20 protein-coding genes and 2 pseudogenes are annotated in these 19,610 nt (G+C 67.8%); 11 read left to right on the forward strand and 11 right to left on the reverse strand.

The window, feature by feature from the left end:
* Positions 1-437: 437 nt before the first annotated feature.
* The gene (locus ID574_RS00995) at positions 438-587 is read right to left on the reverse strand and encodes a DUF1989 domain-containing protein (protein WP_223166255.1); all 150 of its coding nucleotides are present in this window, start codon (positions 585-587) and stop codon (positions 438-440) included.
* Between the two features lie 493 nt (positions 588-1,080).
* On the opposite strand from ID574_RS00995, the gene ID574_RS59325 reads away from it, so the two are divergent.
* The 3 genes from ID574_RS59325 to ID574_RS59335 are packed head-to-tail and all read left to right on the forward strand — an operon-like array spanning position 1,081 to position 2,253.
* Positions 1,081-1,461, forward strand: a complete 381-nt coding sequence (locus tag ID574_RS59325) for a helix-turn-helix domain-containing protein (RefSeq protein WP_223166256.1) — start codon at positions 1,081-1,083, stop codon at positions 1,459-1,461.
* A gap of 46 nt (positions 1,462-1,507) precedes the next feature.
* Positions 1,508-1,930, forward strand: a complete 423-nt coding sequence (locus tag ID574_RS59330; RefSeq protein WP_223166275.1) for a winged helix-turn-helix domain-containing protein — start codon at positions 1,508-1,510, stop codon at positions 1,928-1,930.
* Positions 1,909-2,253: a transposase gene (locus tag ID574_RS59335; protein ID WP_262495929.1), complete on the forward strand. Its 345-nt coding sequence runs from the start codon at positions 1,909-1,911 to the stop codon at positions 2,251-2,253. Before ID574_RS59330 ends, ID574_RS59335 begins: the two co-directional genes overlap by 22 nt.
* 97 nt (positions 2,254-2,350) lie before the next feature.
* Here ID574_RS59335 and ID574_RS01005 read toward each other — a convergent pair whose 3' ends face one another.
* The gene (locus ID574_RS01005; RefSeq protein WP_188186849.1) at positions 2,351-2,911 is read right to left on the reverse strand and encodes a hypothetical protein; all 561 of its coding nucleotides are present in this window, start codon (positions 2,909-2,911) and stop codon (positions 2,351-2,353) included.
* A 1,100-nt stretch (positions 2,912-4,011) separates the two neighbouring features.
* On the opposite strand from ID574_RS01005, the gene ID574_RS01010 reads away from it, so the two are divergent.
* The 3 genes from ID574_RS01010 (at position 4,012) to ID574_RS01020 (ending at position 6,519) form a co-directional block, all read left to right on the forward strand.
* On the forward strand, positions 4,012-4,989 hold the full coding sequence (locus ID574_RS01010) for an AraC-like ligand-binding domain-containing protein (RefSeq protein ID WP_188186850.1): 978 nt from the start codon (positions 4,012-4,014) through the stop codon (positions 4,987-4,989).
* A gap of 265 nt (positions 4,990-5,254) precedes the next feature.
* Positions 5,255-6,106 carry a hypothetical protein gene (locus tag ID574_RS01015; RefSeq protein WP_188186851.1) on the forward strand — a complete coding sequence of 284 codons (852 nt, stop codon included), beginning with the start codon at positions 5,255-5,257 and terminating at the stop codon, positions 6,104-6,106.
* 155 nt (positions 6,107-6,261) lie between these two features.
* The gene (locus ID574_RS01020) at positions 6,262-6,519 is read left to right on the forward strand and encodes a hypothetical protein (RefSeq protein ID WP_188186852.1); all 258 of its coding nucleotides are present in this window, start codon (positions 6,262-6,264) and stop codon (positions 6,517-6,519) included.
* A 240-nt stretch (positions 6,520-6,759) separates the two neighbouring features.
* Here ID574_RS01020 and ID574_RS01025 read toward each other — a convergent pair.
* A pseudogene (locus tag ID574_RS01025) lies at positions 6,760-7,560 on the reverse strand (IS5 family transposase).
* 342 nt (positions 7,561-7,902) lie between these two features.
* Here ID574_RS01025 and ID574_RS01030 point away from each other — a divergent pair.
* Positions 7,903-8,181: a competence protein CoiA family protein gene (locus tag ID574_RS01030; RefSeq protein ID WP_188186853.1), complete on the forward strand. Its 279-nt coding sequence runs from the start codon at positions 7,903-7,905 to the stop codon at positions 8,179-8,181.
* A gap of 32 nt (positions 8,182-8,213) precedes the next feature.
* Here the strand turns inward: ID574_RS01030 and ID574_RS01035 are convergent.
* The 5 genes and pseudogenes from ID574_RS01035 to ID574_RS01055 all read right to left on the reverse strand — a co-directional run.
* Positions 8,214-8,515: pseudogene (locus tag ID574_RS01035) on the reverse strand (ISKra4 family transposase); the annotation flags it as partial.
* Positions 8,516-8,856: 341 nt separating this feature from the next.
* Positions 8,857-9,042 carry an NADH-quinone oxidoreductase subunit A gene (locus tag ID574_RS59340; protein WP_223166257.1) on the reverse strand — a complete coding sequence of 62 codons (186 nt, stop codon included), beginning with the start codon at positions 9,040-9,042 and terminating at the stop codon, positions 8,857-8,859.
* 402 nt (positions 9,043-9,444) lie between these two features.
* Positions 9,445-9,786 carry an SPW repeat domain-containing protein gene (locus tag ID574_RS01045; RefSeq protein ID WP_188186854.1) on the reverse strand — a complete coding sequence of 114 codons (342 nt, stop codon included), beginning with the start codon at positions 9,784-9,786 and terminating at the stop codon, positions 9,445-9,447.
* On the reverse strand, positions 9,783-10,319 hold the full coding sequence (locus ID574_RS01050; protein ID WP_188186855.1) for a vitamin K epoxide reductase family protein: 537 nt from the start codon (positions 10,317-10,319) through the stop codon (positions 9,783-9,785). The genes ID574_RS01045 and ID574_RS01050 overlap by 4 nt, the downstream gene beginning before the upstream one ends.
* Positions 10,316-12,454: a site-2 protease family protein gene (locus tag ID574_RS01055; protein WP_188186856.1), complete on the reverse strand. Its 2,139-nt coding sequence runs from the start codon at positions 12,452-12,454 to the stop codon at positions 10,316-10,318. Before ID574_RS01055 ends, ID574_RS01050 begins: the two co-directional genes overlap by 4 nt.
* Before the next feature lie 655 nt (positions 12,455-13,109).
* Between ID574_RS01055 and ID574_RS61425 the strand changes: the two genes are divergently transcribed.
* The 4 genes from ID574_RS61425 to ID574_RS01065 all read left to right on the forward strand — a co-directional run bounded on the left by ID574_RS61425 (position 13,110) and on the right by ID574_RS01065 (position 15,184).
* On the forward strand, positions 13,110-13,238 hold the full coding sequence (locus ID574_RS61425) for a hypothetical protein (RefSeq protein WP_262495924.1): 129 nt from the start codon (positions 13,110-13,112) through the stop codon (positions 13,236-13,238).
* Positions 13,239-13,383: 145 nt separating this feature from the next.
* Positions 13,384-13,794: an SDR family NAD(P)-dependent oxidoreductase gene (locus ID574_RS61430; RefSeq protein WP_262495925.1), complete on the forward strand. Its 411-nt coding sequence runs from the start codon at positions 13,384-13,386 to the stop codon at positions 13,792-13,794.
* Entirely contained in the window at positions 13,725-14,354 is a 630-nt protein-coding gene (locus ID574_RS01060) for an SDR family NAD(P)-dependent oxidoreductase (RefSeq protein ID WP_262495926.1), read from the forward strand. The genes ID574_RS61430 and ID574_RS01060 overlap by 70 nt, the downstream gene beginning before the upstream one ends.
* Complete coding sequence (locus ID574_RS01065) at positions 14,351-15,184, forward strand: alpha/beta fold hydrolase (protein WP_188186857.1); 834 nt, start codon at positions 14,351-14,353, stop codon at positions 15,182-15,184. The genes ID574_RS01060 and ID574_RS01065 overlap by 4 nt, the downstream gene beginning before the upstream one ends.
* A gap of 253 nt (positions 15,185-15,437) precedes the next feature.
* Here ID574_RS01065 and ID574_RS01070 read toward each other — a convergent pair whose 3' ends face one another.
* The 3 genes from ID574_RS01070 to ID574_RS01080 are packed head-to-tail and all read right to left on the reverse strand — an operon-like array spanning position 15,438 to position 19,210.
* Positions 15,438-17,048: an RBBP9/YdeN family alpha/beta hydrolase gene (locus tag ID574_RS01070; RefSeq protein WP_188186858.1), complete on the reverse strand. Its 1,611-nt coding sequence runs from the start codon at positions 17,046-17,048 to the stop codon at positions 15,438-15,440.
* Positions 17,012-18,415, reverse strand: coding sequence for a hypothetical protein (locus tag ID574_RS01075; RefSeq protein WP_188186859.1), 1,404 nt, complete (start codon positions 18,413-18,415; stop codon positions 17,012-17,014). The genes ID574_RS01070 and ID574_RS01075 overlap by 37 nt, the downstream gene beginning before the upstream one ends.
* Positions 18,416-18,418: 3 nt before the next feature.
* Entirely contained in the window at positions 18,419-19,210 is a 792-nt protein-coding gene (locus ID574_RS01080; protein ID WP_188186860.1) for an alpha/beta fold hydrolase, read from the reverse strand.
* Positions 19,211-19,610: the final 400 nt, after the last annotated feature.

The following is a 19,610-nucleotide window of genomic DNA, read 5'->3' on the forward strand; positions in this document are numbered from 1 at the left end:
GACCCGGACGGCTACTCCGGAATGCGAGACTGCGACGGGAAAGCTGAGGTGATCGCCATTGATCGCCGGCACTACTTCGGAGCACCCATGGCAGCTCCCGATCAGCGAGTGGGACCGCGCCCTGGTCGACGCCGAAGCCGCATGGGCATGACCGAGTTCAACCGCCGCTTCTGCGACAAGGGCGGGAGAATCGCCATCAGCAAGTCGCCTTTACCGGCGCATCCAGCGTCAAGGTGGAGCACTGCCGCTATTGCGGCGGCAACATCGTGACCGCATAGACCCATCCCGGCAGCTGACAGCGGCTGATCAACGGGCACGAGCGTGGAGCGCCCCGATGCATGGAGACACCAACGCCCGGCGGGCCGGGGAAACCCACCGGGAGCAATCACGACAGGGCGCCTCCGTCCGGCGCAACCCGACCCGCGACTACTGGTAGGTCAGGGACCAGAGTGCTCCGTCACGTCTTCGGCGGCGAAGGCGAACACATCGCCTACCTGGCCTCCTTCGAGGTCGACCACGCTCACGCGCTGCCCGGCGGCCAGTCGTGCCGCCCGTGCCTCCCTGGCGGGGACGACTGTGCGCCTCACGGCTGTTACGGATTCCATGCCACAAAGGCAACCATCGGACCGCCCTACAAGGCCATGGAGATCCATCCAGCCTTTCTGCCTAAAGCTGGCTGAACTCACATCCCTCTTCGCTCGCTGCGGGAACAGGCCCGCCGCGCCAGCGCTGCCGAGTGCAGCAATGGCGTGCGCCCAGGAGCCCCGCGGAGCCGATGAAGCGGCGGAGCCCTCCGCCGGCCTCAGCACGAACCACGGGTCTTGGCCGTATCCGGCCGCCGCGGCGGCCGGCGTCACGGCGTGGGCATGGTGATGCGGCTGCTGGTGGCGCGTGTGGTCGCCTCGTGGCCGACCACGCGCTCGCGGCCGGCGGCGCTGGCGCGGCCTGGGGCGCAAGCGGCAGATGTGACGATGGCGTGGACGTGCTCGTCCGTTCGTGGTCGGCGGCGCCATCTCCGCGATTATGCGAGCACGTCTTGCTCATCGGCGAACGCCCGGACCGGAATTCGGCCAGGTACACATGGACAGCAAACCGCTCAACACCGGAAGGCCACCGATGCATACCGACTCCGCGGAGCTGCGTGCCCGCGTCGACGGCTCCCCGATGTCGCGCATGCAATGGTCGGCGATCGTCGTGTGCATGCTGCTCAACGTCCTGGACGGTTTCGACGTCCTGGTCATGTTGGGGCGGCGGGCCAGCTATGAGGAGCGTCTACGGGCCTGTCAGCTGATCGAGAGCGGTAAATCACCTGATCTGGTCGCGGAGATTCTCGGGTTCGGGCGAGCGACCGTGTTCGGCTGGTTGCAGGATTATCGGGCGCTGGGCCCGGAAGGATTGCGCACCAAGAAGACCCGCGGGCCAGCGGCCAAGGGACGAAGCGCAGCTGGGGCGGCTGTATGAACTCATCGCCGGTAATGATCCGCGTCAGTTGAGTTTCGGGTTCGCGTTGTGGACGCGGGCGATGGTGGCCGAGCTGATCCGCCGCGAGTTCAAGGTGAAAGTGTCGTTGGTGAGCGTTGGCCGGGTGCTGGCCAAGCTAGGCATGTCGCCGCAACGGCCGCTGTATCGGGCCTACCAGCAGGACGCGGCCGCGGTTGCCGAGTGGAAGCAGCGCACCTTCCCCGCGATCGCGGCCGAGGCCAAACGGCTGGGCGCAGTGGTGTTCTTCGCTGATGAGGCGGCGGTGCGCACTGATTACCACGCCGGCACCACCTGGGCTCCCGTGGGTCGCACTCCGGTCGTGACCACTACCGGAGCTCGTCGCTCGGTGATGATGATCTCCGCCGTCAGCTCGCGCGGCGAGTTGCGTTTCAGCTGTTTGACCAGAGTCTGGACGCCGATGCGTTCATCGGTTTCTGTAAGCGCCTGATCGCCGATGCCGGACGTCCGGTGTTCCTGGTCGTGGATAACTCCCGCGTCCACCGGGCCAAGAAGGTCAAGGAGTTCGTCGAGGCGAGTCAGGGTGCCCTCTCGCTGTTCTTCCTGCCGCCGTATTCACCCGAGCTCAACCCTGATGAGTGGGTGTGGAAGAACGTCAAGCACAACCGGATCGCACGGGCCTCCGCTCGCGGCGTCGAGGAGCTCAAAGCCCTCGCTCTGGGCGCGTTGCGGCGGTTACAGAAGATGCCCGCGCTGGTGCGCTCGTTCTTCGCCGATCCTCATCTGACCTACATCGGCGCCAGCCTCCGATAGTCCAGAAACCCACGAACTGATTGGGATCATCAGATCCGCCGTTAGTTTTACAGTCCCCTCCTGTTCTGCTGGGCGCATGAAAAGGCTCCTTGAGCAATCAGTCCTCCCAGTCCGTCCACCAGTAATGGGTTCTGCCATCAGGGCGACTGGTCTTGTCGCCAATATCTGCGCACCAACCGGCCCGCTTATTGCCTGCCACTACGCTCGTGCACGCCCGGATCCAGCGACCCTGCACCTTGTGTTGGAACCATTTGCTATCCAGCCTGCCGTTCTTGGATGCTTCTGTCGAGCCGCAGTTCTGCCAGGTTTTTCCCTGATCGTGGCTGATGCGCACCCAGACTCGGTCGCCTTTCTTGGCTTTTTCGAGCCTGGCTGCCGAGCGCTCGTGGATGACCGCGGCGTTGACCAGCGTTAAGCGCCGACCAAGTAGATCGGTGTACCCATCGTTGTATTTGGGCGTGCCCTCTCCTTTGCGCTTTACGATCTCACCGGGACCACCACTGTCATAGCTCTGGTACGAGCAGGCGGAGGATGTCGCGTGCCCAACTCCGTTCCTGTGGGCGATCTCGGATTGCGCCTCTCCTGCCCCAACCTGGCTCGCAGCGGCAACTGTCGACGGTCCAAGGAGTGGGGCCATGAAGAGCGCGGCGACCGCCATGGAGGCCGAGACGCGTCGTACGCCAGTTCGAAGAATCGTTCCGCCGCCATCCATTGTTGGGCCTACCTCCGTGTTACGCCTATTTGTGCAGTGATCCCTATGGAATGCTGAACAGAGAGTCGCTAGCGAGCGCGATTCATGCTCAGGACGTGCTGTCGGGGATGAACGTCAGGGCTAAGGGCGTTCTCACCATGTGAGACCGAGGGTGATGAGTGGGTTGTCGAAGTCGTCGCGGGCCCAGCGGATGCCCCTCGGAGATGTTGGGCGTCTTAGCCCGGTACACATGCACGACACCAGACTGTGGCGTGGCTGAATTGCCCTGAGCTGTAGGTAACCACCCGGTAGGCATCGATAGTGAGGTTACCGACATATTGCCAGGTGCAGACACTGCTGCTGCTCTCGACTGGCGCCCAGTACGTATACGTGCTCCCGTCATGGACCCTAACTTCAAGGCTGTGCCTGATGTTGTCACCCCTCCTGCTGTCGCAAAGGTCCACGCCATAAATCGAGGGAGTGGCATGGTTGAAAATGAGTTGGGTAAACGTGCGCTGGGACCCGTTGTAGTACGTCCAGGTGTAACGATTGTCCCAGCTTGATCCGTTCGTGCTGCTCCTGCTGCACGAGAAACCGCTGCTTGTAACGCCGGTGCAATTGTGGTCAGGGTGGGAACTTGCCGCTACTGATGTCGCGACATTGATTGCCGTTGCCTGCGCCATTCCCGGCGTCACGCCGAGGAGTGTCGCGGCCACCATTAGCGACGGCGCTGCTCGCCGCGCGGTTCTCGCCGTAGCCTTCCATCCGATGTTCCTGCTGGCGACTTCATCCATGGGACCTTTCCTTCGCGTGGGGGTAACGTCAGCGGTCTGTGCGCGATGGGTCTTGATCAGGAGTGTCGTATGGACATCGGCGAGATGCGTTGTCGTGATGCGTCAAGCAGTTGTCACTGGGCGCCAGTTCACCAGAACCGTGATCTCACTACGTGGGGTCGCCGGTGACGGCACGGCCGGCGGCGGAGTAGAACGACGGTCTTCGAGCCGGTATGGACAGCAATGACATCCGCCGCCAGTCTCATGAGCAGACAGGTACCTGGGGGACTGCCGATGCACCGCCTGATCGATCTGAGTGACCTGCCCGCCGGTGAGCGCTTTGCCTTCTGGCGGGAGGCCGTGGCCGGCACCTACATGCCCATCGATTTCAGCAGCGATCACGCAGACGACTTCCAGGCCACGATGCATCTGCTGGACCTGGGCGCGGTCCACGTCTGCCACCACACGTACTCGCCAATGCGCGCACGCCGGACCCAGAAGTTGATCCGGCAGGCCGACCCCGAGTGCTATCAGATCACCCTGGGCCTACGGGGAACGCTGGCCGTGTCCCAGGACCGCCAGGACGCCATGGTCGGGGCCGGCGACCTGATGATCTACCGCTCCTGGAGGCCCTTCCACGGAGTGGTGAACAGCACCCGGGGCACGGCCGAGGCCATCCAGCTGCATGTCCCCCGCAGACTCCTCCCGCTGCCGCCACGCCAGACCGACCGACTCTGCGCCGCCTCACTCCCGGCACGCCACGGAGTCGGCCCGCTGCTCACCCAGTTCCTCACCCGCGTGACCCAGGATGCGGCCACCTACCAGCCGATGGACGCCACCCGGCTGGGCAGCATATGCATCGACCTGCTCGCCGCCCTGCTCGCCCACCGCTACCAAACCGACGACGCGGTACCCCAGGAGAGCCGACGGCGAACACTGCTGCTCCAGATACACGCCCACATCGAACGGTTCCTCAACGACCCGGAACTGTCCCCGGCCACGATCGCCGCCGCGCACCACATCTCTCTCCGGACCCTGCAACGCCTCTTCGCCGAACAGGGCACCACTGTCTCAGAGTGGATCCGCACCCGCCGTCTGGAACACTGCCGCCGAGAGCTGATCGCCCCTGACAGCCGACACCGCCCGATACGCCTCATAGCGGCCCGCCGTGGCTACACTGACCCCGCCGCCTTCACCCGCGCCTTCCGCACCGCCTACGGCCTCAGCCCTCAGGAATACCGCAGGCAGCAAACGAGGTCGGGCCGGAGATAAAGGTCTCGTCACTCTGCGATACATCGGCGACATATCGACAAGGTGCAGAATCATACGCGGTCAGCCGGCTGCAGGCGCGGAGTTAGGCGCGCTGGCGAACCCCGCCGACGCTCCTCGGGAGCGGCGATCAGGCCGACGTCAACAGCTGGATTGCGTCTCTCTAGAGAGACCCAATCCTGCCTCGTCATCACCTATTCCACATCCGCGATGCTTCGTATCTTCCACTCAACTGATCCATATCTGCTCCTGGCGAGGGGAGCGCTGTATGGCACTGTTCAAGGGGCGCTGGAGCGAGGAACGGTTCGAGGAATGGTTCCAAGCCCGATTCGACCGGTGGATCGACGAGCGGTTCAGCCGGGAGTTCGACGAACGGCTGAACGCCTGGGCTGATGGCAACTTGCAGGACAGGTTCGGGGCCTTGTTCGCCGCACGGTTCGACGAACACATGCGGGCCTGGGCCGACAGTCAGTTCCGCGACAGGTTCGAGGTCCTGTTCACCGCTGGGTTCGACTCCCGGATCACAGCCTGGAAGGACGCCGAGCTCAAGAAAGAGTTCGACGCCTGGGTCGCGCACTGGTTCGACAACCTGTTCAAGGTGTGGGCCAACACATGGGCCGATGGCGCCGACTTCCGGGAACGGTTCGTTCAAAACTTCGTCGCCCAGTTGCAGGATCGGCTCGACAGCGAGGTCAAAGCACGGGTGGCCAACGAGATCTACACGCAGATCGACAGGCGCATCGAGCAATGGCTCCTGGCCGTCCGCCGGGAACTGCTGGAGGCGGCACCGCCGTCCACCGCCCCTGCGCTTGCCCAGCCCGCCGACGACACCGCCGAGGACAGCGCGCAGCAGCCGGCATTGTCCGGCAACGGCACACCGCCCGATGGAGCCGTCGCCACGGCTGCCGAGCTTGCCGCCTACCTGGCCAAGGGTCCCCTTCAACCTCAGCAGATCCGCAAGATCCTCAAGGGGAAAGAGATCCCCGGCCGGCGACCGAACACCTACCCGCTGGGCGAAGCGGCCTCCGCCCTGCTCTTGCGCAAGGGCCGGCAGGCCAAGGCCTCCGAGCCTGACGCCCCCAAGAGGCGCCGGGACACTGGCGGCACCGGCGGCTCATGATCGGATGCACCTTTTCTCTACAGGCTCCAAGGCGCCCGCTACACGACCGCTGGCACCCAGGCCGTGAATGGCGTTCCCGCTCGCTGACGCAGGTCCCGCGGCGAGCGTGGCCGTGCTGACGGGGGCGCACGCTGAGAACCCTGCTGGACATCGCGATGAACTGGACGGTGCGCGGGCAAGACCCGCGTCGCGTCCGCTGCCGCCGGTGCGGCGAGATCCACAGCGACGGCGCGGGCGACGGCCACTTCCTCACGACCGCCTCGTTCACCGCGCAGCAGACGGCTGAAGGCCAGGCCGTGAGCGACTCCCTGACCACCCCCGCCGAGTGGGTATGCCCGTGCGGCCGCCGGCGCCCCTTGGAGATAGGCGAACTGCTCACCAACGACACACTGGTGAGCTGCCGCCGGAGATAGATCTGCCGCAACCGCTGGCGCGTCCCGGGCGAGGTGACGCAGATGACGTGCCCCTGCTGCTGGACCGACCAACCGGGGCCAGCAGCGTAGCAACTGGCCGCCTCGCTCCCGGCACGACGGGCCTCGACGGCGGATCTCCGTCCAGGAGAAATGTCGGCATCGGCTCGTAGTATCCCAATGCCATAGCCCGTAGGGGTGACCGTGCGAGACGATCTGCTGGTGGTCGGCTTAGAAGGTGACTCATTTGGTGAGTCGGCGGTAGCAAATGAGAGCCGAGGCAATGGCGACGAAGGACGCGAAGTGGTCGGCTCGGCGTTCGTAGCGGCGGTGTAAGCGGCGGCAGCCGGCCAGCCAAGAGACGGTGCGCTCGACCACCCAGCGGTGGCATCCCAGGCGCTGGCTGGAGTCGATGCTGCGGCGGGCCAGGCGCGGGATGATGCCCCGACTACGCAGAAAGGTGCGCAAGTGGGGTAGCCCTTGTCGCCGTGAAGCTTGGCCGGTCGCCGACGTCGGGGCCCGCGTCGGGAACGGATCGGCGGGATGCTCCGCACCAGCGGTTCCAGCGCCAGGCTGTCGTGGGTGTGGGCGGCGCTGATCGCGACAGAGATGGGCAGGCCGGTCCGTTCGGTGATGAGGTGGATCTTCGACCCGTTCTTGCCGCGATCGGTAGGATTCGGACTCGTCAGGTCTCCTTTTGGTGGCCCGCACGCTGACGGAGTCGATCGCGCACCGCGACCAGTCCAGCTCTCCTCGGGCGTCGAGCTCGTCCAGCAGGATCCGGTACAGCTTGGCCCACACCCTGGCGGTGCTCCAGTCGGTGAAGCGGCGGTGCACCGTCTGCCAGGAGGCGCCGAAGACCGGCGGCAGCTGCCGCCAGGCGCATCCGGTGGTGGCCACGTATACGATCGCCGCCAGGATCACGCGATCGTCGACCCGCCGTCGTCCGCCACCTTGCGGGCGCGTCGGTGCCGGCGGGACGACCCGCTGGAACAACTCCCACAACTCATCAGGCACCAGGCGTTGAAGGAGCGCATCCACGATCGATCTAACGATCAATCCCCAAATGAGTCACGGTCTTAGACCTCACCACAGGGCGCGAGGTGCACGTGGCCGATCGCCCGGCGGAGGACTGGCGACAGCTCGGGTACGGTGCTGCCGGGACGCTGGTGTGTTCCTTCTGCTTCCACGGCGTCGACGCCGCTCCAGGCACTCGCGTGCCGCTGGTGACCAAGGGCCGGTTCAGCGGCCGGGTCCGTACTCACTTCGCCCACCCACCCGGCCAAGCACCCGCCGGCGGCGGACATCATCCCGAGACGATCTGGCACTTATCCACCAAGCACGTCCTGGCCCAATGGGCGCCGCTCGTGTCCAGGCGTGGCGCACGTGTATCTGGAGCAGTGGACACCTGCCCGCAAACGCCGGGCCGATGTGGCCGTTGAACTCACGGATGGCGACCGCCTCGCCCTGGAGGCCCAGCAGGCGTACTTAAGCGATGAGGAATGGTGCGCCCGGCATCGCGACTACGTCGCCGCTGGGATCACGGACGTGTGGTTCTGGAGGCGCAACGCCGACATCCCCCGGCGCATCCTCGCCGAAGGCATGGCAGCGTGGCTTATCCACACCGGCGCCAGCGTGGCAGCAACGACCATCGAGGAATGGTGAAGGGTGTAGCTCTTCCTCAGTAACCGCAGCGATCAAGCCGTGAGGGAGTATCCGTCCTGGTCGTCCTGGTGGACACGTTCGTGTTGCCGGGCGCGGTGAAAACGCCAGTATTCGTCGAGATCACCGTTGGCGATCAGGGCGCGGAGTTTCAGGACGGCTTTGGCTCCGGCCAGGCCCCAGCGTGCCCCGGCGAGGTCGAATCTGTCGGCGATCAGATGGCGGCAGGCGCCTTCGATCACGCCGGTCGCGATCGGCCATCCCGCCTCCAGCGCCTGGTCGTAGCGCAGATGCTCAAGTTAGTGAGGTAGCGGATGCACGCGTCGATGCCGTCGCGGCGGTGGGCGGCCGTGATGGTCGCCTGGCCGTCAGCGCGGTGATGATGTGGCCGGTGTGCCCGGGGCTCTTCTTCCGCCGGGGACATGTGGTTGGCACCTTTGAACCTGACGGCAAGAGAGCCCTGCCGGAATCACCCGCCCGGTGACGAAGCAGATGACGGCGCGATGCCGTCCCGTGACCGGCAGATCACGAGCATGCCGGCCTCGGCGGGCGCCGTGGCCCGGCACCAGCCCCGACGAGCGAGCTCCGCTTCGACCTGGAGACGTGTTTTGGTCCCGTACGGAATTGCCACGATCATGGGTCAGGGTTGAAGGGCGGCCTTGTGCATGAGCCACGTGGTCAGGCCCACCGGAACGCCCCCTCGCGCCAGGCATAGATCACTCCCACCATGAGCAGGCCCAGGAAGAGGAACATCTCCGCCACCGCAGCCGCTCCGATGTCAGCGACGACGAGCGCCCACGGATACATGAAGATCATTTCCATGTCGAAGGCGAGGAAGACGAGCGTCACCGCGTACCAGCGCACATGGAACGCGACTGTGCGTGCTCTCGGGGACGCGCGCCGGACAAGAACGGGCCCGCTTCTACGGTGCCCGGCATCGTGGCCAGGCAAGCCACCGCATACAGGGTGCCCACGCCCGCCATGAGAAGGATCAACAGGCCCAGGAGAGCCGCCCAGACTTCCATGAGTTCTCCCCCTCCAGCTACTACGCGCCGTAGCTCTTGCGTGATGCGGCCCACCGCTGCATCACTCACCGATTTCCGGATTCCCCGCAAGCAGGCGACCGGATGACTCACCCCCGCTGGAGAAGGCACCCGGCCGTCCGCGACGACCGCGGCGTCAGCCGTAACTCCTGCGCGCAAGGCCCCCGTTGGGGGTCGTCGTCGCGATCGTCCATCGGCCCATCGGCGCCGTTCTTCGATGTGGTCATCTGACGAGGGATCGCCAGCCGCCGCCGTATCGCTGACGAGCGTTCCCCTCCCCGGCCACAGCGGTGAGCACCGCCACGACAGCCCCCGCCACAGTGCTGTTGACCAGCGCAGGCGTGGCGTGCTGGATGATCAGCGGGGCGATGACCAGCCATGCGCTGCAGAGCAGGTTGAGCCAGCGCAGGCCGCGCAGGATGGAAAACGCCGAAAGGAAGGAGATCGTGGCGATCAGCGGCCCGGCGGTTCTGAAGCTGTCGCTCACCGGCTCAGGACTGTCCAAGAGCGCGGGAGAGGCCATCAGCTCGATGCCGACCAGGGCGGCGAGGAACAGGGCGATCATGATGGCGTGCCTTTCCAGAACGCCAACCAGACGGATCCACCGTCCCGGCGCACCTTACGCAGCTGCTGCAGGCTGGCGAGCACCTCGTCCATGGCGCCGGGGATCATGGACAGGGAGATGACGGCCGAGGCCAGGCACAGCGCGCAGTAGGCCCCGTACAGCACGGGCTGGGCGATGACCAAAAGCACACTGACCAGCCCGAGCGGCCCCACGGCGATCCCGAACACGATCACGATCCACGGCATGGAACGCCACCTGCGCACGCCGCCGATCACTCCGGTCACCGCGTCCAGCAGGTAGCTACCGGCGCCGAGTGTGGCGTCGGAAACCGGCAGCACCCGAGACAACGGCGAGTTCAGCACGATGCGGCTGCCCTGGCCGAAGAACGGTTCCCACACCGTCGAGACGACCCGGTACTGATACAGGGCCAGGTAACCGGCGATGGCGAATCCCGCCGCAGCAAGAGCCACCAAAGGCAGTCGCTGGGACCAGGCCGACGGGTTGGACTGCCAGCCTGCCGGCGTGGCCGTCACAGTGTCCCGCCTCGCTGAAGCAGGGACAGCGTCTGGCTCAGGGTCTCCACGCCCTGCACGGTGAGGTCCTGGTCGGCCTGCTTGGCCTCCTGGACTTCCTCGTCCGGCACGAGGAAGATCTTCGCCCCTGCTTCCTCGGCGCCGATCGCCTTCTGCTCGACGCCGCCGACCACACCCACCGTGCCGTCGAGGCGGATGGTCCCGGTCGCGGCGATGTCGCGGCCCTTCGCGTAGTCCTCGCGGGCCAGCAGGTCGGCCACGGTGGTGGCGTAGATCAGCCCCGCCGACGGCCCGGCCACTTCCGGCCGGCTGGCGAAGGACACCTCGAACGGCAGGTCCACGCGCAGGTCCCGGGTCTGGCCCGCGATGCCGATGCCCACTCCTTGGGACAGCCGGGGCAGGTCGACGCTTTGCACGGTGACCTGTTGGGTGGCGCCCTGCCGCTCAATGGTCAAGGTGAAGGTGGTGCCGGCGGGGCGTGAGGAGACCATCTCCTGCAGGGTCCAGATGTGCTGGACGGGTTGTCCGTTGACGCGCACGATGACGTCTCCCGGCCGTAGCTTGCCCTGGACGGGCGCTTCCGGCAAGACCCCGGTCACCTGCACGCCCGTGCCGTGAATGGGCACGTCGATGCCGACGGCGCGGGCTCCGGCGGCGGCTGCCACTCGCCGGCTCTGTTCGAACAGCTGCCGCTGCTGTTTGAGGTAGTCCTCCGGCCGGACGTCCTGGGGGATGACCGCCGAGGCGCGCAGCACGTCCTGGTCGGGGCGGATACCAGCGATGAGCGCGCCCCAGGCGTTGGGCTGCTCCAGGCGGACGGAGGTGGCCAGGTAGCGGCCGGTGACCGGGGTGACGGGGCGGCCTTGGATGGTGACATCGTCGGCGACGTCGAAGGCTGCGCCCGGGCTGACGACCACCAGTGGGGGCCGGTAGAACGCCGCCAGCACGGCCAGCAGGGCGAGCAGCGCCAGCCCGGTCGCCAAGGCCATCCCTCTCCGGCCGGCGCGTGGTTCCTCGGGCAGGCCGCGCAGGAGCCGTACCTCCATGGCGTGGGCCAGATCGGAGCCGGACACCATCCCGGCGACCCGGCCCTGCTCCATGACGACGGCCCGGTGGTTGTTGGCCCGCAGGGTGTCGAGGATGGAGACGATCTCGTCGTCGGGCGACACGACCGGTACCCGGTCGGCGGGCAGCATGATGTCGGCCACGGTCCGGTTGGTCCGCTGGCCCGGTGCGACGGCGGCGGCCTGCCGCAGGCTCACCAGGCCGGCCAGCCGTTCCTCGTCGACGACGGGGAAGGTGGAGAAGCGGGCATGGGTGGCCGTGGCGAGGAAGCCGTCCACGGTGACATCCGGGGGCACGGTGACGGGATCGCTGCGCATCACGTCGCGGATGCGCAGCCCGCGCAGCGACTGGCGGGTGAGGGCGTCGTCGGCTTCGGCCTGCGCCGCCTGGGCCAGGAACCAGCCCAGCAGGACGAACCACAGCCCGCCGAACCCGGTCCCGGTGAAAAAGCTGACCACGCCCAGGGCCACCAGGACGAATCCGAACGCTCTACCTGCCCCGGCCGCCCACTGGGTGGCCCGCAGGAAGCTGCGGCGCCAGGCCCACAGGGCCGCTCGCAGCACGCGGCCGCCGTCCAGGGGTAGCGCGGGAAGCATGTTGAAGACCAACAGCAGCAGGTTGATCACAGCGAGGTAGTCGGTCACCGCCACCACCGTCGCCGGCCAGCCGAGGAGCTCACCGGTCCACGTCAGGCCGTAGAAGGCGGCGGCCAGAGCGAGCGTGATCATCGGACCGGCGATCGCGACCCGGAACTCGGCTCGGGGCGATCCTGGTTGGCCTCGCAGGTGCGCCACGCCGCCGAGCAGCCAGAGAGTGATCTCTTTGATCTCCACGCCTTGTCGTACGGCAGTGAGGGCGTGGCCGAGTTCGTGCAGCAGCACGGAGCCGAAGAACAGCACCGCCGCTACCGCGGCCATGACCAGATAGGTCTCGCCGGTCAGACCGGGATAACTTGTCGGGAACACCCAGCCGGCCAGCGACCAGACGACCAGAGCGGCGATAAGCAGCCACGACCAGTGGGCCCCGATGGCGATGCCTTTGATGCGCAGGAACCGGAAGCTGGATGTCATGGGCTTCCTCTCTGAGGGTCACTGACGGGTAAACGCGGTCCACCGGCCCAGCGTGGGGCCGCTGAGACCTTCGACGGGGAGCGTGCGGACAACACAGGCTCCCGGCACAGCTTTGGCTCGGTAGGCACTCGTGCTGCGACGTTGCGGTCACTCACGTTGCCCGCACATGGCTGCTAGCGGTCTGTGGCGGGCATGTCCGCGTCTACGCCAGCCCCTTTCCCCGTTATCGAGCCTTCATACGATGGTGCTCTTGCTCTCCGGGACACACGCCTGCGGGACCATGGAAAAGTGGCCAGTGTTGCTGTGCCGGAGTTCATGGGGGAACACGCCCGAATCGGGCCGCGTGGTCGCAAGGCCGTTGATCACTAAAGTAGGAGCGCTGTCTGCTCCTTGATCTCCCCGGGAATTAGGGATGACGTCGATCGATCGGACGGCGTATCCACGGTTTTGCCCGGGTGATATCGGCCCGGGCTCCTGGCTCGGTGGGAGAGCTTGCTCCACGGGCACCGGACGGCAGCCAGCCGTGGCGAAGGCGCCTCTGCCATCTGCCCGATCTTTAAGGATGGAATCGAGTATCAACTGCTAAGAGGAGACAGCGCGGGCATGACCGAGACCAAACGGCAGCCTACCTGGACGTTTATGACCAACCACCCGGGTGCTGCGCACCATCGCTGACAACCCGCACGGGCGCATCCGCGACATCGCCAAAACGATCGGCATCACCGAGCGCGCCGGGGCAGGCATCATCGGCGATCTGCGCGAGATCATTGCAGGCCTCATGTAGGTAGGCAACCGGAGGCCCTGGCGCTTTGTACAGGACGAGTTGCCCGAGGTGCTCCGTGAACCGGCTGACGTCTCGTCGTTGAGGCAGCCGCGATACCCCCGAGAGACCGTTTCGTGCATAGGTGTCCGGGTACGGTGCGATGTTCATGAGGGTGAAGGACAAGGTGGTCATGGTCACCGGGGCCTCCAGCGGGATCGGCCGGGCGACAGCGCGGGCGTTCGCGACCAAGGGCGCGGCGGTCGTGCTGACCGCCCGGCGCGAGGACGCGCTCGACGCGGCTCTGCGCGCATGCCAGGACGGCGGGAACGAGGCGGTCGCGATAGCGGCCGACGTCACCGACGCGCGCGCCGTCGAGGAGCTGGCGCGGCGGGCGGTGGAGCGGTTCGGACGCATCGACGTGTGGGTCAACTGCGCGGCGGTCACCGTGTCGTCCGGTTCTCCGAGGTGCCCCTGGAGGACTTCCGCCGGGTGCTGGAGGTCAACGTCATGGGGTATGTCCACGGCGCCCGCGCCGTCCTCCCCTACCTGCGGAACCAAGGCAGCGGAATGCTGGTGAACGTCTCGTCGGTCGCCGGGGTGGTGGCAAAGCCGTACACGGCGGCCTACTGCATGTCGAAGTTCGCCCTCCGCTCCCTGTCAACCAGTCTGCGGCAGGAGCTGCGGCTGGAGGGCGACCGCAAGGTCAAGGTGTGCACCGTGCTGCCCGGCTCGATCGACACGCCGCTGTTTCAGCAGGCCGCCAACTACTCCGGCCGGCAGGTTCGGGCGCTGCCGCCGGTGTATTCGCCCGATCGGATGGCCGGCGTCATCGTGGGCGTGGTGCGGTGGCCACGCCGGGAGGTCGTGACGGGGCCGAGGGCCCGCAATCTGGTCATGCAATCCAAGCTGGTGCCCGGGTTCACCGAGCGGCTACTGGCCAGGCAGATGGACCGTAGACACCTGTTCAGGGACCGCACCGCAGCGCTCACGTCCGGCAACCTGTACGAGCCCGCTCTCGGTCCCGGCTCCGTCGACGGCGGCTGGCACGGCAGGCGCAAGACCGCGGTGCGGCGGACCCTGACGGCGGCCGCGCTGACCACCGGGGCGGTCGCCTGCGCGCGTCGTGTGTTGCGGTGAACCGCTGGCAAGGACATGAGTTCACGGCCGCCGCGGGCACGCGTGTCCACGCCGCCGTCCTGGGCAGCGCGTCGGCTCTCGAGGTGGTGTGCGTACACGGGCTCGGCTGCTCCCACCGGTACTTCCTGCCGCTGGCCCGGTGCCTGGCGCCCGCGTACCGGGTGGTCGTCCCGGACCTGCCGGGCTTCGGCCGCACCCGTGGCGGCCGGTCGCCGCTGGACATCCGCGGCCTGTCCCTGGCCTTGGCCGACTGGCTGCGCGCCACCCACCGCCGAGGCGTGCCGCTGGTGGCCAACTCCGTCGGCTGCCAGATCGTGGTGGACCTCGCGGTCCACTCCCCTGACCTGCTCGGCTCCGTGGTGCTCAACGGTCCCACCATGGACGGCAACGCGCGCACCTGGGTACGGCAGGTCAGGCGGTGGCTGGCGGACGGGTGGCGGGAACGACCCGCTCTCGCCCTGGTCCTCGCCCGCGACTACCTCGACTGCGGGCCACGCCGGCTCCTGAACACCTTCCGCGCCGCCCTCGCCGACCCCATCGAACGCAAACTCCATCACGTCCACGTGCCCGCCGTCGTGGTCCGGGGCACCAAGGATCCGATCGTCACGCATGAGTGGGTGCAGGAGGTCGTCCGCCGCCTGCCCCGGGGCCGGCTGGCCGAGGTACCCGGCGCGGCCCACACCCTCAACTTCAGCGCCCCCGCCGAGCTGGCCCGCATTGTCACAACCCTCCTGGAAAACGCCGGCTCCGACGGCGCGACGACGCCTGGGGCCGTCTCCAGCCGTAAACCACCAGCCAATAACGCCGTCGGCAAGCTACGTCGCCGTTGACATAGGCCCGTAAATCGTCGGCAAGAAGGTGGCGCTGCCGCCGGCACCGTCGCACAACGTGGGGCTTCACCACGGGAGCCCCTGCACGGAAGCGAGGCTACCTGGCCGGTCGAACGACCAGTGCGCTCCACGAGCCAGTTGACGTGACCGTCAGCATGATGGACAACACCACCGATATGAGGACTAGGCAGCCTATCCAGCCGCACGGCCGCGCAGCGCACAGGCGAACCCGCGTCGGCGTGTGGGGCCGGCCTCAGGCGTCCCAGGAGGGTGCCGAGAAGGCGCGAAAGACGGGCCCCATCGCGTGGCGCCAGAGTGGGCAGGGGGGTTGCGGCTGATGGTCGAGGAATCGGGTGACCGATCTTTGGAACTCGGCTGAGTAGGGCACGTGCGGATGGATCACCGGGATGGGGCAGAGGTTGGCCGCGTGCTTCAGCGTTGGTCCGTCCGGCATCAGCGGGGTGTCGAAGGCGCTGGGTACGCTGAGCGCTCTCATGTGTGGGGGAAGCCGACCGGCGAGGGTTTTCTCGATGGCGGTGGGGTGGGCCAGCCATTCGCGGCCCAGTGGGGCGTCGGGGGTGAAGACCGATGTGCCGCCTGGCCGCGCCAGACGCGAGATGAGCCAGGTCACCACAGCGGCGGGCCAGCCGGTGCCGTGCTGGCCCTGCGGCGGGTAGGGCACCGGGTTGTCCGGGAACGGGCCCACGAGCACGAGCACCGCACCCTGCGGGAGCCGGTGCCGCAGCGCGGCCTCCCAGGTGATCCACACCCCTTGGGAGTGGGTGATGAGCACGACCGGCGGCGGTAGGCCGGTGAGTTGGGCCGCCAGGCCGCTGATCAGCTGGTCGGTGGGGCGGAGGGTGTGTCGTGGCCGGTAGGGGGCCCCGGTGGTGATGGGGCACAGCGCCGCGTTTCGCGGCTGACCGGAGCCGGGACCCGCATAGGAGAAGTAGTAGGTCTGTCCGCAGGTGTAGCCGAGGTGGTGCGGGTCGATCTCGAGGATCGCCCCGTTCCCGGAAGAGGAGTCCACTCCTGACATCAGCATGAGTGACCCGCGTCGTGGAGTGGCGGGCTCTGGAGCTAGAGGCGGACTGGTCGGCCCGGCGGCCATGACCGCGGCGAGGAGCGCGGCCAGGGCAGCGCCGGCGCCGGCGAGGGTGCGTCGGGCCATGCGCAGGCCGGGGTCGGCGCGGAGGAAACGGATCGCGGCCAGGGTCAGCAGGGCCGAGACGGGGACGAGCGCCACCGGACCGACCGGCCGGGTCAGGTCCGCGACGGCGCCCAGCAGCGCCAGCGCGACCAGGTAAGCACCGACCGTTCCCAAGCGGAACCCGTGCCGGGCGGCCTCGGCGAATCCGCGGGCCAGCCGCGGGGGCGCCGCCCACAGGGCGGCCGCGGTGAAGGCGACGGCAGCGAGGGCGGCGATCATGCCCATCCAGAACAACCCGTAGTACAAAGTGGCGCCGGAGCCCACCGGCAGGGCGGCGGCGACCAGCGCCAGCGGCAGCATGACGAGGTACCAGCGGGCCGCGTAGGCCAACAGGCGCCGGTCGAAGCCGCCGAGCAGCAAGGTGAGCACGGTGATGCGCACGGTAAGGCAGGCCGCGACACCGGCGGCGAACACCGCAGGGCTGGGAGCGACCACCATCAGCACCCGGAGGTCGGCGATCAGGTCGAGCGGAGGCAGCGCGACCATGTGGAGCAGTCCGGCCCAGCGGGGCAGCACGCCGACGGCACCCAGGACGGTGACGGCCGCGGCCGCCGCGACAAGCGCACCAGGCCGGATGGGACGGATCTGCTCGGTGACCCGGCGCCGCCTGAGCACAGCTACGGCCTTGGCCTCGGTGAAAGGATTTCCGCCCACCGCACCGGGTAGCGGTCGCCCTGCTCGGCCAGGAACGCGTCAAGCTGGGCGAGCGACAGGGGCTCCGGCATCGGACAGCGGGCGGCTATCTTCCGGATATCCCGGTTGTAGCGGGCGTACTGCGCGAAGTCGCTGGGGAACTTGCCGGGATCGGCGCCGACCCATGCGCCGCGTCGGCGGGCGCGGCTCAGCAGCGTCTGCCACTGGTCGATCCCCGCCAGGCCGATGGACCGCACGCCGTGGTTGAACAGCATGAGGTAGATCTCCTCGAAGGGATCGCCGCTGTCGAGGTAGGCGTGCGCGGCCGAGAGCGAGGAGTCGGTGTTGAACACCATCCAGAACGGCACTGATCCCGTGCGCAGCGCCCACCACGGCTCGAGCATGATGAACGACTCGACGAGGAGCCGATCAGCCGGGAGGCCGCGGCGCAGGTACCACCAGCGGTACAGGTCGGCCACCAGAGGGCTGAGGTCCTGCGGTCCGGGGAAGCTGACCTGCACCACCCGGTAGTGGCGTTCATGCGCCAGCGTGACGATGTCGTCGAGCAGCGCGGGCTCGAACCCCCATTCGGCCTCGGGATGCCGGCCGTCGGGCTGCGGCGGTTCCCACCTGCGCATCTTCGAGCTGAGGCGGCGTAGGTGCGGGGCGCCCCGGTCGCCACCGTGGTAGTACTCCTCCTCGGTGACTCCGCCGACCGCCCCCGCCTGGAACACGTGCCGATCGGCGACTCGCCGGGTCGCCCAGGTGGCGGTGCAGTCCATCACGATGATCGTGCCGCCGGGCGCCAGCCGTTCAGTGAGGAAGCGCCGGTAGCCCTCCCCCAGCCGCTGCCGCTTGACTCGGAAGTACATCATCGTCCGCACCATCAGCTCGTCCTGCACCGGATCGTGCATATGGTGCAACTGCAGCTCGGGGTTGCGCCGCAGGATGGTCTCGGCCGGTCCGAGGGCGGCCCGTAGCGCTTCGGTCGGCTGGTCGAGGGGGGTGCGCTGGCGCACCGGGATCAGGAACGTCTGGGGCAGCCAGGGGACCCCGAGCGCGGCGTACAGGTGGACCGCCGCGCCATTGCTCGCACCGATCGCCACCGCCGGGTAGCGTCGCCTGGGGTATTGGCCGGTCACCCACCGTGCGAGGGCTTCGGCGTCGAACGCGCCGGCTCTGCGCGGGGGCACCGCCTCCTTCCACCCGCCGATCACGTAGACCGCCTTGCGCAACGGCTCAGGCAGCAGGTTCACCGCTGCGCCCGGCAGGTTGAGCAGCGGATGGAGACCGAGAGAAGGAAAGTCCCGGCCGGACAGGAAACGCCCGGTCGCCCGCAGCATCCCGGTGGCCGAGTCGAAGTCGGCAACGTAGCGGGGTGAACGCATGTGTCATCGCCCGCTCTCCGGTGCCAGATGGGCGTGCAGGAACGGCAGCACGGCGTCGGCGAGCACTGCCGGCATGTCGTGCACCATAGCGTGCGTCGCGTCGGCGAGCTCTTCCAACTGGCCCTCGGGCAGCAGGTCGGCGACCTGTTGTGCCCATGCCCGGGACACGAGGGGATCCGCCGTGCCTCGCACGACCAAGGTCGGCACCGCCACGTGCGGCAGTTTGTCCTCGACGGCGTCGGCGAGCGCGTAGCCGAGGGTGCGCGCCAATCGGATCGGACTGGCGCGCAGGAGGTCACGCAGCACGATCCGGCGCAGCTGCGGCGACTGCGTCCTCCTCTCCTTGATCCACAGGACAATTTGGCGGACGAGCGACCGCGTGGCCGGGTCCATCCCCGGGGACACCAGCACCAGCGCCCCCACCGGGCGTCGCGCCGCCAGGTCGACCGCGACCTGGCAACCCAGGGAGTTGGCCAGCACCCCCGGCCGGTGCAGGCCGGCGGCGTCGATCCAGCCCTCCAGGGCCTCGGCGGACTCCTCGACCCGCAGCGCACGCCTGGGCCGGTCACTGCGCCCGAACCCGGGCAGGTCGGGAGCGTACACCCGGAACGGGCCGGCGAGTCGCTCGCCGAGCGGGACCAGATATTCGCCCGACAGCCCGAAGCCTGGAACCAGCACGACCGCGGGCGCCGCGCGCGGTTCCCACACGCGGGCGAAGGTCGAACACCTCCCCACCGGCAGCCACAACCCGATGGGGTCCCCCGGCGAGATCGTGTCGTGGGCGGCTGGCGCCACGGCTAACCTCCCTCCTTGCGGCGGACTTCCCGCCGCTCTGGGCACTAAACCGCTGCTCAACCCGATACTCCACACGCCCGGTGGTATTCATGGGCGACTCGGCTGATCCCCTGGGAGGACAAGAAGCGCACAGCAGGGTCAAACAGAGTCGGCGCCATGTGCCGCCACTTCTCGCTGGGCGTCGATTCGTGCGCGCTGTCGCCCTTTTCGCGCAGCCAGAAGAGGAGTCTCGTCCGGTTATCAGGGCCACGCCGTGCGTGCCGTGTCGCGAGCGGCGTCGAGGGTAGTCGCCTTCGCGAGAATTCCCGCTGATACCGATCTTGGGAGCCCCGCCTCGTCGACATCGAGGAGTGCCAGCTAAAGTGCCCCTCACGGGGCCTTGGCGGAGCCCGTACCGCCG

The organism is Nonomuraea sp. SYSU D8015 (genome assembly GCF_008065375.1).
Taxonomy (GTDB): Bacteria; Actinomycetota; Actinomycetes; order Streptosporangiales; family Streptosporangiaceae; genus Nonomuraea.